We start from the raw sequence: 14,014 nt of genomic DNA, 5'->3' as shown, positions 1-14,014 counted from the left end.
CTGCCTGAAAAGTTTAGGAGATTAAAAGTATATTAAAACCTCTTATTTTGTTTGAGTCAAAATTAATCCCTGCTAAATAGGTCTTTTCATTTCAAACTGTGACAGCCAATTATTCAGTCCTACTCTTTCGCTAAGAAACTTACCTGTATTTTCTGAGGAATCATCCACATTATTCAAGGCTACAGACTGTCCGTTATTTTTTTCTCTAATTGCATTAAACAACTTTGTACCTATTCCCTGATTTCTGTAATTCTTATCTACAGCAAACTGATATATTTTTCTTGAAACAGGACCATAAACAATATATCCAACCAGATTTTCACCTTTATAAGCACCTAAAGTCACATAGTTTTCCGGCATAGGTTCCAATACGAAAACAGATCCCTGCCATGAAGGTTCAATATCCCAGAATGAGCATAATACATTCCATTGAAAGTCTTTCAAGTCTCGTATGGATACTTCAATATTTCCTTTTTCATGTTTAATATTTCCATTAAAGCAAAGCAGTCTTCTGACAATTGTAAATCCTAAATTTTCATAAGCTCTGATAGCAGGCTGATTTCCTTCGATAACTTCAAGCAATAATGTATTGGCATTTCTTTCTTTTAAAACAGGAATGATAAAATCGTACATTTTTCTTACCAGGCCTTTACCTCTGTTTTCCGGAACTACTCCTGTTCCGCCATTGTAAATAATTTTCTCACCATTTTCAATTTTTTCAGACTGAAGAATAAAGCCTACCAGTTTTCCATCTTCAAATGCTCCGGCAGACAAACTAAGATCTAATTTTTCTGCAGCAATTTTTGAAACAAGTACTTCTTTCGTTAAGTGAAAAGGAACAACATAATCAGAAAATGAATGATTGAACACGGATAAGAGTTCATCTATTGTGATATTAGCTAACGTTTTAAATTCCATTGGTCGTAAAAATTGTAAGGTCAGGAGACTTCCTTTTGTTAAGAATCAGGATATACACAAATATATGAATTTTAAAGCAAACTCCCTGAAATTGGGACTTTAAGAAAAAAAAGATACCTCTGAAAAGTCAGAGGTATCCGTTTTAAAAAAATATTTAGGTGTGTTTTTTCTGAAAAATTATTCTTTAATCAATTTTTCGTAAGATGTAGTTCCATCTTTCAATATGATTTCAAAATAATAAATACCAGATTTTAAATCTCTGATACTAATACTTTCTCCCTCAAGTTTTACAGATCTTACTTTTCTTCCGGCAGATTCATAAATATCTACAGATTTTATTTTATCAGCATTTTTTAAGCTTACGGTTTCTTTAGCAGGGTTTGGATAAAGAACTATTTTCTTGCTCTCTAAAGCTGTTTCGCTAGTTCCTAGAGTAGCAGCAAAATTAAGAGCTGTAGTACCACAGCTGTTAGAACCGTGATAACCAATCGTAAAATTTGATAATCTGCGTCCATAAGTAATATCGAGAGGACTTGTAGGAGGAACAGTAAAGGCATAATCATTCACATCACCTGTGTTTAAAGCTCTTGTAGCAACTACAGTACGGACACTTCCTACAACCGTATTGGATGTTACAGTCCAGTTTTGAGTTCCATCCAACGGCGGAACCACACCCTGTCCATTAAATGTTCTGTCACTTAAATTCGTCCCGTCAAAGATTACGACATCCTTTCCGATATCATCCATATTTGTGGTATTAAAAGCCATTCCAAGCCATCCTGTAGAAGGCCCTACAAGGGTAAGGGTAACTAAAGAAGGGCTAAGGTCTATCTTAACTGAATAAGCCAAATCTGTTCCTCCTGGTGTAGAAAAAAGAGGCACAGTTCCTGTCGAATATTGACTTTTTACATTTAAAAAAGTAAAAAATCCGATCAATAATACGAGTGTAGTTTTTAATTTCATATGATCAATTTTTTAATAGGTTAATAATATCTTGGTTTTTAGAAAATAAAGCATATTCAAAAACAGTTTTTCCCTGTTTATCTGATAATGTTTTATTGGCTTTATTTTTTAGTAACAGTTCAACCATTTCTTTGTTTTGAGACTGAACAGCATATATCAATGGAGTTACTCCACTGCTGTTCGCTACATTTGGATCAGCATTGTTCTGTAATAATTTCTGAGTAAGATTTCTATCTCCTTTAAATACAGTAGCCGTTAAAGCAGTTCCTTCCCCACTTGCATAATTCATATTTTTAACGTGTGTAATTAAAAATTCAGCAACGGGAATATTTCCTCTGTAACATGCTAAAATAAGGGGTGAAAATCCGTTCTCGTTAGTTTGGTTAATGATATCAGGATTTTGTTTCATCAGTTGCTGTACATCAGCCACTGTTCCGCTTCTGGCAATATCAAATATTGATTTAGCCTTCTCCTGAGCAGACAACCATGAACTCAGGAATAGTCCTAATATTAAGATTATATTTCTCATTGTTTTACCATTATGTAGTTGTATTCGATATTGACGTTTTCAGCCACTTTTTTGGTTACCATTTTAGGAATGGTTACTTTATAATCTACAGGTCTTGCTATAAAGCCTCCTTGCATATAGATTTTTCCATCTTTTGCATATAAAATAGCAGCAGAGGTAACAGCTTTATCTACTCCATGAAAGTTTAGTGTTCCCTGAACTGTGTATTTCTGAGGGCTTGCAGTAAGCTTTGTTTTATCAAAGTTGACAATCTTTCCTTTGAAAGTGGTTTTCGGATATTTTGCAGATTCAGCATAGCTTTCATTGAAATGTTCTTCCATTAATTTTGTTTTAAAATGAAAGTTTTTGACATTTGAGACTGATGCCATTTCACCATTATCTGCATTGAGAATAACAACATTGTTGTCATCCTGAGCAAAAATATCATCAAACAGAGGAACCGAAGCTTCAAAAGTCACTTTCCCTGTTTTGGAGCTATATTTTTGTGCTGAAGCGTAGCCTGCAGAAAGAAGTAATACGCTTAATAATGCTAATTTTTTCATATCATTTTTTTTAATTTTCATTTAATCCGTCAGCCTTCCATTTGATAAACATATTGATCTGAGCTGCAGATAGAGATCCTCCCTTTGGCATTTTCTCCGGATCACCATTAGGCCTTTGGATACGATCCAGAATTCCGTCAATATTATTTTTTACCTGATCATAGGTAACCAGAGGTTTAAAACTTCCTGCAGAATGACAGCCTGCGCAGCTGTTATCCATAATGGGTTTTACATCAGCTGTATATTTTACAGGTGCCGTGATAGGTGTATTATCAGAAATCTCTTCATAAGTTCTGCTGTCACAAGCCATCAGTATGATTGCTGATGACAATACTAATAAGGATGTTAGCTTTTTCATATTAAAAAACTCTATAAAGATTAAACCCAAAGAAAATATGTCCCTTTCCCCATGCGCCTGTAGCATTGGTAAGATATCCGATATCTGAATTTATCTGGGAGTTTGTGAGTAAAAGCTGGAACACGTGTCCTCCTGTTTCTATATCTACTCCCAATGATAAAGGGTTTTTATAAAAACTGTGATCGTCAAAATTCACAAAGTATTCTGCATTTAAAGAAACTCTTTTTGAGATTTTGTAGCGCCCTCCCAAGCCTGCCAGAAACTGATTTTTGTTTTCAATGGTAGGTTCATAAAGATTTTTATGAACAAAGGAAGGAGTAAGCTGTAAAGAAAGCTTATCATTGAATCTTCTTGAGATCAATGCCTGTGTAAGGTAAGAAAGCCTGTCACTGAATTTTAAGTGTGGATACGTATCTTTATCCAGTTCAGTATTAGCACCCATTACATTGTACCCCACAATATCCACCGGAAAGTTTTCACTTTGTTTTACCAGTCTGTATTTCACTGCTCCTTCAAAGGTTTTCATATTTGTTTCTCTGGACAGGCTTACAGATACCGCATCTGAAATACCATAGATAGCACCTAATTTGGTTGAGGCATTATCCAGTCCGAAAAAATCTTTAAATCCTGCACTTATATCCCCAAATCTATGGGCAACAATCATGTACCATTCTTTTTTGGCGGCAAGTTTTGTAGATTGCCCTGTTACAATCTGAAGGGCTTTGAAGGCGGGTTGTGAGGTTTCTGTATTGGTTTTAACAGTGTCAATATCTTTCAGCAGATCTTCCTGTGCAAAGGCAAGACCTGAAGAAAACATTGACAAAAATAAGAGAGTTTTTGTCATATACAATTTGAATTAAATTATGATATAACAAACTTATTGAGTTCTCAATTCAAAAATAGGTGATAAAAGTCACCAGTCAAATTGTTTTTATCAATGATAGAAATAAAGTTTTCAAACAATTGATATTAGACGATTCTAACATTTTCATTTACAGGAACTTTTATTCCTTCTTTAGTCTGAACAATTTCACCTTCGCTTTCAATTTTTTTCAAAACCCGGCTCACAACTTCTCTGGAAGTTCCCAAACTATTGGCAATTTCACGATGGGTAATCTTAATAGGATTGTTTCCTGTGGATGAAATCTGTTGTTTGATATAGTTCAGAACCCTCTTATCCAGTCTGTGAAAAACAGCATCATTCACCATGTTCATCACTTCTGAAAATCTTCGGTCATATTCATGGTAAAAGAGTTTATTAATCTCCGGAAATCTGGTAAGCCATTCGTGCATGATTGAAACGGGAATCAGAATGGCTTCTGAATCTTCTTCTGCAACAGCATATACCCTACTGATATAATCTGTCAGAATAGATGAAAAGGTCATCAGACAACTATCTTTCGGTTTGATATAATAGTAGATCAGCTCTCTACCATCATTGAGGGTAAAAACCTTGATAGAACCTTTTATTAAGAAAGGGACAAACTTATTTTTCTGTCCTTCTCTTATAATTTCAGTCTTTGCTTTTATATCAATAGCAACAGCATGTTTTTCAAGCTCAGATAAAAATTCGGCACCTAAAAAGCCAAATTTACTTACAGCGAACGAGTTATCAATCATATTTTATATTTTCTGCTTTTTCTCAAACAAAGATATAAAATTGATATATCCTTACTACACATTTTTATCTTATTAAACAAAATTAACAATTTGACAAATTCTAATTATCTTTCCTTAAAGTGCAAAAAAATGTCCTGGTAAAAACCAGGACATTCTTTATTTTATTGTAAAAGAAATCTTACGCTTGAACGTTGTTTCCTCCTAATACGAAAGGCTCAACTTCTTTGATTTCTCCGAACTGCTGCTCGTAGTTAGCGATGTTCTGTTGAAGAGCACTTAATACTCTTTTAGCGTGAAGTGGAGCAAGAATTACTCTTGATCTTACTTTAGCTTGCTGAACACCTGGCATCAACTGAATAAAGTCTACTACAAATTCAGATGGAGAGTGGTTTACTAAAGCTAGGTTAGCATAGATACCAGCAGCTACCATTTCGTTTAATTCGATGTTGATGTTTCCGTCTTGTGGATTTTGATTGTTGTCCATTGTTATAAATTATGTTTTTAAAATTCGAAATTTGAGATTGTGAAAATATAAAAATAATTTCAAATCCCAAATTTCAAATCATTAATTTTAGTTAAGGTCTTCGAATTCTTTCTTAGAACCAACAATAACGTTCTGATACTCTTTAAGACCTGTACCTGCAGGAATTCTGTGACCTACAATTACATTTTCTTTAAGACCGTTAAGATCGTCTACTTTACCAGCAACTGCTGCTTCGTTAAGAACTTTCGTTGTTTCCTGGAACGATGCTGCAGACATGAATGATTTAGTCTGAAGGGCCGCTCTTGTAATACCTTGTAGTACAGGAGTTGCAGTAGCAGGAAGAGCTTCTCTTACTTCTACTAGACCTAAATCTTCACGCTTCAACTTAGAGTTTTCGTCTCTTAATTCTCTTGCCGTAATCATCTGACCTGGTTGGAATTCTTTAGAATCACCAGCATCTACTACTACTTTAAGACCGAATACTCTGTTGTTTTCTTCTAAGAAATCAAACTTGTGTTCAAGAGCTCCTTCAAGGAATTGAGTATCACCTCCATCTACGATAGATACTTTCGTCATCATCTGTCTTACGATAATTTCGAAGTGCTTGTCGTCGATTTTTACCCCCTGTAGACGGTAAACTTCCTGAATTTCGTTTACTAAGTATTCCTGAACGGCAGTTGGACCTTTAATTCTTAAGATATCTTCCGGTGTGATAGAACCGTCAGAAAGTGGAGAACCTGCTCTTACGAAGTCATTTTCCTGAACAAGAATCTGGTTAGAAAGTTTTACTAAATAAATTTTTCTTTCTCCAGTTTTAGCCTCAACAATAAGTTCACGGTTACCTCTCTTGATTTTTCCGTAAGAAACTACCCCGTCGATTTCAGTAACAACCGCTGGGTTTGAAGGGTTTCTTGCTTCGAATAATTCGGTAACTCTCGGAAGACCTCCGGTGATATCCCCTGCTTTTGCAGATTTTCTTGGGATCTTGATTAAAACTTTACCAGCCTTAATTTTTTCACCATCGTTAACCATTAAGTGGGCTCCTACCGGTAAGTTGTAAGCTTTTTGCTCAACTCCTTTAGAGTCTACCACCTTCAAGGTAGGTACGGCTTTCTTATTTCTGGATTCAGAGATTACTTTCTCTTCGAATCCTGTTTGTTCGTCAATTTCAAGTTGGAATGAAATACCCTGGATGATATCCTCGTATTCTACCTTACCTGAAGTTTCAGCAATGATAACCGCGTTATACGGATCCCATCTACAGATTGTATCTCCTTTCTTCACTTTATCACCTGGTTTTACAGATAATATAGATCCGTAAGGTACGTTAGCTACCATTAATGGAGTTCTGGACTCATTATCAGCAACTAATCTGAATTCTGTTGAACGAGACACTACAACCTCAGCTGTATTACCGTTTTCATCTTCAGAAGTAATTGTTCTTACCTCGTCCATTTCTACGATACCATCTCTTCTTGCAACGATAGATGGGTTTTCTGATACGTTACCTGCAGTACCCCCTTGGTGGAAGGTTCTCAACGTAAGCTGAGTACCTGGTTCCCCAATTGACTGTGCTGCAATTACACCTACCGCTTCACCCATATGGATCACTTTACCTGTTGCTAAGTTTCTACCGTAACATTTCGCACAGATACCTTTCTTAGCTTCACAAGTTAATGGTGAACGAACCTCCACAGCTTCTAATCCTGCTTCTTCGATTCTCTTCGCCAAAGATTCAATGATCACCTGATCTGCACTTGCAATAAGCTCGTCAGTTTCAGGATCGTAAATATTATGAAGGGATACTCTACCTAAGATTCTTTCAGAGATTCTTTCAACGATCTCATCATTTTTCTTAAGTGCAGTAACTTCTGTACCTCTTAGTGTTCCACAGTCGTCTTCTGTAACGATAACGTCCTGTGCAACGTCTACCAATCTTCTCGTTAAGTAACCAGCATCAGCTGTCTTAAGAGCGGTATCCGCAAGACCCTTACGAGCACCGTGAGTAGAGATAAAGTACTCTAGAATCGAAAGACCTTCCTTAAAGTTTGCAAGGATCGGGTTTTCGATGATCTCCGCTCCGGTAGAACCGGCTTTCTGCGGTTTTGCCATCAAACCTCTCATCCCTGATAACTGACGGATCTGTTCTTTAGAACCCCTCGCTCCAGAGTCAAGCATCATGTATACAGAGTTGAAACCACCTTGGTCAGTTTTCATTCTGCTCATGATCATTTCAGTTAATCCTGCGTTGGTATTTGTCCAAACGTCGATTACCTGGTTATAACGTTCTGTATCGGTAATTAGACCCATGTTATAGTTAGCTCTAATTTCGTCTACAGTTTCAATTGAACTAGCAATCATCTGTTTTTTCTCAACAGGAACTACAATATCCCCTAGTGAGAAAGAAAGACCTCCTTTGAATGCGTTTGAATACCCTAGGTCTTTCATTGCATCAAGGAACTTCACAGTTGTAGGGAAATCTGTATCAGCAAGGATCTTACCGATAACGTTTCTCAATGATTTCTTAGTCAAAAGTTCATTGATATATCCTACCTGCTTAGGTACAATCTGGTTGAATAGGATTCTACCTACAGAAGTTTCGATCAATCTTGTAACGATTTCTCCATCTTCTTTGATAGGTAGTCTACATCTTACTTTAGCATTTAAAGATACTCTACCTTCAGCGTAAGCAATTTCTGCTTCTTCAGGAGAATAGAATGCAAGACCTTCTCCTTTTACTTTCATCGTCTCAGTAGAGCTTAATTCTTTAGTCATGAAATAAAGACCAAGAACCATGTCCTGAGATGGTACTGTAATTGGAGAACCGTTTGCAGGGTTCAAGATGTTTTGAGAACCTAACATCAATAACTGAGCTTCAAGGATTGCTTCTGGTCCTAGTGGCAAGTGTACCGCCATCTGGTCACCATCGAAATCCGCGTTGAAGGCCGTTGTTACTAATGGGTGTAGCTGGATTGCCTTACCTTCGATCATCTTAGGTTGGAAAGCCTGAATACCCAGTCTGTGAAGCGTAGGTGCTCTGTTCAATAGAACAGGGTGACCTTTCATCACGTTTTCAAGGATATCATAAACTACCGGTTCTTTTCTGTCGATAATTCTCTTTGCAGATTTTACTGTTTTTACAATACCTCTTTCAATTAGTTTTCTAATGATGAATGGTTTGTAAAGTTCAGCTGCCATATCTTTAGGAATACCACATTCGTGAAGCTGTAAGTTTGGACCTACAACAATTACCGAACGCGCAGAGTAGTCAACCCTTTTTCCTAGTAGGTTCTGACGGAAACGACCTTGCTTACCTTTCAATGAATCAGAAAGTGATTTCAATGGTCTGTTTGATTCAGATTTTACTGCAGAAGATTTTCTTGTGTTATCGAATAATGAATCTACTGATTCCTGAAGCATACGCTTCTCGTTTCTCAAGATTACTTCAGGAGCTTTGATCTCCAATAATCTCTTCAAACGGTTATTTCTGATAATAACTCTTCTATAAAGGTCATTCAAGTCAGAAGTAGCGAAACGTCCTCCATCCAATGGAACCAATGGTCTTAGTTCTGGTGGGATAACAGGAAGTACACGCATGATCATCCACTCTGGTCTGTTGATCATTCTTGTATTAGCACCTCTTAATGCTTCTACAACGTTCAATCTCTTAAGAGCTTCTGTTCTTCTTTGTTTTGAACCTTCGTTGTGAGCTTTGTGTCTCAAGTCGAAAGACAATGCATCAAGATCGATTCTTTTTAATAGATCTTCTACAGCTTCAGCACCCATTCTGGCGATGAATTTGTTTGGATCAGAATCATCAAGATATTGGTTTTCTACAGGAAGAGTTTCCATGATGTCAAGGTACTCTTCTTCTGTAAGGAATTCCATATTTTCAAAATCAGAACCGTCCAATTTTTTAGCAATACCCTGCTGAATCACTACATATCTTTCGTAGTAGATGATCATGTCTAATTTCTTAGAAGGAATTCCTAAAAGGTATCCGATTTTGTTTGGTAATGAACGGAAATACCAGATGTGTGCAATTGGAACTACAAGGTTGATGTGCCCGATTCTCTCTCTTCTTACTTTTTTCTCAGTAACTTCTACTCCACAACGGTCACAAACGATTCCTTTGTAACGAATTCTCTTGTATTTACCACAAGCACATTCGTAATCCTTTACAGGACCAAAGATTTTCTCACAGAATAGCCCGTCTCTTTCAGGCTTGTGAGTTCTGTAGTTAATAGTTTCCGGCTTTAAAACCTCCCCTCTTGAGTCTTGTAAAATAGACTCCGGTGAAGCTAGACCGATGGTTATTTTATTAAATCTACTTGATTTATTTTTATTTGACATAATTTTATTTTTGATTATAAAGATTAAAGATTGAAAGCGTTACACTTTCGCTCTTATCATCTCGGAGTTGATTAATTCTTTAATTTTTAGTAATTAAATCTTTAATTTACTCCTCCAATCTTACGTCTAATCCAAGACCTTGTAACTCGTGAAGTAATACGTTGAATGATTCTGGAATACCTGGTTCAGGCATAGATTCACCTTTTGCAATTGCTTCATAAGTTTTTGCTCTACCAATCACGTCATCCGACTTCACAGTCAAGATCTCTCTCAAGATGTTAGATGCACCGAATGCTTCAAGTGCCCAAACCTCCATCTCTCCGAATCTCTGACCTCCGAACTGAGCTTTACCTCCTAACGGCTGCTGAGTAATCAATGAGTAAGGACCAATAGAACGTGCGTGCATCTTATCATCTACCATGTGTCCTAGTTTCAACATGTAAATGATACCTACTGTTGCAGCCTGAGTAAATCTTTCTCCGGTACCACCATCATAAAGGTGAGTGTGACCGAATTTAGGAAGACCTGCTTTCTCAGTATATTCAGTAATCTGATCAAGACTTGCTCCGTCGAAGATTGGCGTAGCGAACTTCAATCCTAATTTTCTACCAGCCCATCCAAGAACGGTTTCGTAGATCTGACCGATGTTCATACGCGAAGGTACCCCTAGTGGATTCAATACGATATCTACTGGTGTTCCGTCTTCAAGGAATGGCATATCTTCTTCACGAACGATTCTTGAAACGATACCTTTGTTACCGTGACGTCCTGCCATTTTATCTCCTACATTCAGTTTACGTTTCTTAGCGATGTAAACTTTAGCCAACTTCATGATCCCTGCCGGAAGCTCATCTCCGATTGAAATTGCAAATTTCTCACGGTTTTTAACTCCTTGGATGTCGTTATATTTGATTTTGTAATTGTGAATCAATTGTTTGATCAACTCATTCTTGTCAGCGTCAACTGTCCAGTCTGAACCGCTAACGTTTACATAATCTTCAACTGAAGTTAATAACTTGTGAGTGAACTTCACACCTTTACCGATGATTTCTTCGTCCAGGTCATTTTGTACCCCTTGAGAAGTTTTACCGCTTACCAGTGTGTTTAATTTTTCAATTAAAGTATTTCTCAACTCATCAAACTTAGCCTTGTAAGTGTTTTCAATTTCTTCAAGTTTAAGTTTTTCTTCAGTTCTTTTCTTTTTGTCTTTAATGTTTCTGGAGAACAATTTTTTGTTGATAACAACTCCTCTTAATGAAGAGTCAGCTTTCAATGAAGCATCCTTCACATCACCAGCTTTATCACCGAAGATTGCTCTAAGAAGTTTTTCTTCAGGAGTCGGGTCAGATTCACCTTTTGGAGTAATTTTACCAATCATGATATCTCCAGGCTTCACTTCAGCACCGATTCTGATCATACCGTTCTCGTCAAGATCTTTAGTAGCTTCTTCAGATACGTTTGGAATATCTGCTGTAAGTTCTTCCATACCTAATTTGGTATCACGAACTTCAAGAGAATACTCATCCACGTGGATTGAAGTAAACCAGTCTTCACGTACAACTTTTTCGTTGATTACGATCGCATCCTCGAAGTTGTATCCTTTCCAAGGCATGAACGCTACCACTAAGTTTCTACCAAGAGCTAATTCTCCTTTTTCAGTAGCATAACCGTCGCAAAGTACCTGTCCTTTTTCCACTACATCACCTACTCTTACGTTTGGTCTTAGGGTAATGGTTGTACTCTGGTTAGTTTTTCTAAACTTAGTAAGGTTATATGTTTTAGTAGCAGACTCGAATTGTACTAAATCTTCGTCTTCGCTTCTTTCATATTTAATAACGATTCTGTCAGCATCTACGTACTGTACTGTACCTGTACCTTCAGCGTTAATTAAGATTCTTGAATCTCTTGCAACTTGTTGCTCAAGCCCTGTACCCACGATTGGAGCCTGTGGCTTCAATAGAGGAACGGCCTGACGCATCATGTTAGATCCCATCAATGCACGGTTCGCATCATCATGCTCAAGGAACGGAATTAATGAAGCCGAAATACCAGAGATCTGGTTTGGTGCAACATCAATAAGGTTAACCTGAGATGGCTCCACTACAGGGTAGTCACCATCTAATCTTGCAATAATTCTATCTGTTAAGAAATCACCGTTATCGCTCAATTCAACGTTTGCCTGAGCAATTACTTTGTCTTCTTCGTCTTCTGCATTAAGGTAAATAGGATCAGCATTAAGATTAATCTTGCTGTCTTCTACTTTTCTATATGGAGTTTCGATGAAACCTAGTCTGTTGATTTTAGCATAAATACCTAGGGATGAAATCAAACCGATGTTTGGTCCTTCCGGAGTTTCAATCGGGCAAATTCTTCCGTAGTGAGTATGGTGAACGTCTCGAACCTCGAAACCTGCTCTTTCTCTTGATAAACCACCAGGCCCTAGTGCAGATAATCTTCTCTTGTGAGTAATTTCTGATAGAGGGTTGGTTTGGTCCATGAACTGAGAAAGCTGGTTGGTACCAAAGAATGAGTTAATTACAGATGTTAATGTCTTAGCATTTACAAGGTCAAGTGGAGTAAAGATTTCGTTATCTCTAACGTTCATTCTTTCCTTGATTGTTCTTGCAATTCTTGAAAGACCTACTCCGAACTGTCCAGCTAATTGCTCACCAACAGTTTTAATTCTTCTGTTTGATAAGTGGTCAATATCATCAACCTCAGCTTTAGAGTTTACAAGCTCGATTAAGTGTCTTACGATAGCAATGATATCTTCTTTTGTAAGAACTTCAGTTGTAGTTGGAATATTAAGACCTAACTTTTTGTTCAATCTGTAACGTCCTACTTCACCTAATGAATATCTTTGCTCAGAGAAGAATAATTTTTCAATGATTCCTCTTGCAGTTTCCTCATCTGGTGGATCTGCATTTCTTAACTGACGATAAATATACTCTACCGCTTCTTTTTCAGAGTTAGTAGGGTCTTTTTGTAATGTATTCTGGATGATAGAGAATTCGTTGCTGTTTTCTTTGTGAATCAGGATTGATTTCACACCAGCATCAAGAATAAGATCTAAGTGTTCTTTTTCAAGAATAGTTTCTCTATCCAAGATGATTTCGTTTCTTTCGATAGAAACTACTTCACCTGTATCTTCGTCTACGAAATCTTCAAACCAAGTGTTCAATACTCTCGCAGCCAATGTTCTCCCTTCTACTTTTTTAAGGGCAGCTTTAGAAACTTTCACTTCTTCAGCAAGGTCGAAGATCTGAAGGATATCCTTGTCAGATTCATAACCAATCGCTCTTAATAGAGTTGTTAATGGTAATTTTTTCTTACGGTCGATATACGCGTACATTACGCTGTTGATATCTGTTGTAAATTCCATCCAAGATCCTTTGAAAGGGATAATTCTTGAATAGTAAAGTTTGGTTCCGTTTGCGTGGTAAGTTTGTCCGAAGAATACACCAGGTGAACGGTGAAGCTGCGTAACGATAACTCTTTCAGCACCATTGATGATAAAAGAACCACTTGGCGTCATATAAGGAACCGGACCTAAGTATACGTCCTGAACCACTGTTTGGAAATCTTCGTGTTCCGGGTCAGTACAATACAATTTAAGTCTAGCTTTTAGAGGAACTGAATAAGTAAGTCCTCTTTCCACACACTCATCGATTGAATAACGTGGAGAATCTACCAGATAGTCTAAGAATTCTAATACGAATTGGTTTCTTGAATCCGTAATTGGGAAATTCTCTTGGAAAGTCTTGTAAAGAGCTTCTGTCTTTCTGGCTTCAGGAAGTGTATCAAGCTGGAAAAATTCTCTGAAAGACTCTATTTGGATATCCAAAAAGTCTGGAGTGATGATTTTTCCTTTCGCTGATGAGAAATTAATTCTCGGATTTCCTTGAGTTGTTGATTTTGTTTTACTCATAAAACTTTTAAGAAAGGGTTAAAAAATATTTTGATTCATTAAAAAATATCAGAAAAGAACAAGAAACAAGATAAAAGTAAAAGGTAAAAGTGTTTTTGGCGCTCACAAAGGACCTTAAGCTCTTTTAAACTTTGTATAGAGTTCTTTCTAACTGCAACGCTGGTATATCTTTTCACAGCGTAATGCAAAATATTTTTATTACTTTTGAGGCAGTATTACCGCAGTATTTATATACACGAAATCCCTTCCATGTTTTACACAATGAAAGAGTTGATTTTCAGTATTTTATAAATTTACAAACAATTTTTCGCGCCAAAAG

Annotated in this window: 10 protein-coding genes; all 10 read right to left on the bottom strand. The window is 36.9% G+C overall.

The genetic code is table 11. The features are described from left to right. Positions 1-72: 72 nt before the first annotated feature. Positions 73-918, bottom strand: a complete 846-nt coding sequence (locus REB14_RS05310) for a GNAT family N-acetyltransferase (protein ID WP_309521676.1) — start codon at positions 916-918, stop codon at positions 73-75. Positions 919-1,095: 177 nt separating this feature from the next. Next, positions 1,096-1,881 carry a T9SS type A sorting domain-containing protein gene (locus tag REB14_RS05305; RefSeq protein ID WP_309521675.1) on the bottom strand — a complete coding sequence of 262 codons (786 nt, stop codon included), beginning with the start codon at positions 1,879-1,881 and terminating at the stop codon, positions 1,096-1,098. A 4-nt stretch (positions 1,882-1,885) separates the two neighbouring features. Continuing rightward, on the bottom strand, positions 1,886-2,410 hold the full coding sequence (locus REB14_RS05300) for an ankyrin repeat domain-containing protein (protein WP_079243256.1): 525 nt from the start codon (positions 2,408-2,410) through the stop codon (positions 1,886-1,888). Continuing rightward, positions 2,407-2,952, bottom strand: a complete 546-nt coding sequence (locus REB14_RS05295) for a YceI family protein (protein WP_079243990.1) — start codon at positions 2,950-2,952, stop codon at positions 2,407-2,409. Before REB14_RS05295 ends, REB14_RS05300 begins: the two co-directional genes overlap by 4 nt. Positions 2,953-2,962: 10 nt before the next feature. Next, the gene (locus REB14_RS05290) at positions 2,963-3,310 is read right to left on the bottom strand and encodes a hypothetical protein (RefSeq protein WP_034693212.1); all 348 of its coding nucleotides are present in this window, start codon (positions 3,308-3,310) and stop codon (positions 2,963-2,965) included. A gap of 1 nt (position 3,311) precedes the next feature. Continuing rightward, on the bottom strand, positions 3,312-4,154 hold the full coding sequence (locus REB14_RS05285) for a DUF5777 family beta-barrel protein (protein ID WP_079243257.1): 843 nt from the start codon (positions 4,152-4,154) through the stop codon (positions 3,312-3,314). 125 nt (positions 4,155-4,279) lie between these two features. After that, the gene (locus REB14_RS05280) at positions 4,280-4,930 is read right to left on the bottom strand and encodes a Crp/Fnr family transcriptional regulator (protein ID WP_062675830.1); all 651 of its coding nucleotides are present in this window, start codon (positions 4,928-4,930) and stop codon (positions 4,280-4,282) included. A gap of 178 nt (positions 4,931-5,108) precedes the next feature. Then, on the bottom strand, positions 5,109-5,414 hold the full coding sequence (locus REB14_RS05275; RefSeq protein WP_027375539.1) for a DUF3467 domain-containing protein: 306 nt from the start codon (positions 5,412-5,414) through the stop codon (positions 5,109-5,111). 87 nt (positions 5,415-5,501) lie between these two features. Next, entirely contained in the window at positions 5,502-9,767 is a 4,266-nt protein-coding gene (gene rpoC, locus REB14_RS05270; RefSeq protein ID WP_079243258.1) for a DNA-directed RNA polymerase subunit beta', read from the bottom strand. Between the two features lie 106 nt (positions 9,768-9,873). Continuing rightward, the gene (gene rpoB / locus REB14_RS05265; protein ID WP_079243259.1) at positions 9,874-13,695 is read right to left on the bottom strand and encodes a DNA-directed RNA polymerase subunit beta; all 3,822 of its coding nucleotides are present in this window, start codon (positions 13,693-13,695) and stop codon (positions 9,874-9,876) included. Positions 13,696-14,014: the final 319 nt, after the last annotated feature.

Source organism: Chryseobacterium metallicongregator (assembly GCF_031324065.1).
Lineage (GTDB): Bacteria > Bacteroidota > Bacteroidia > Flavobacteriales > Weeksellaceae > Chryseobacterium > Chryseobacterium metallicongregator.
The sequence above is the reverse complement of the archived record's forward strand: the minus strand, read 5'-3'. Positions and strand labels throughout refer to the sequence as shown.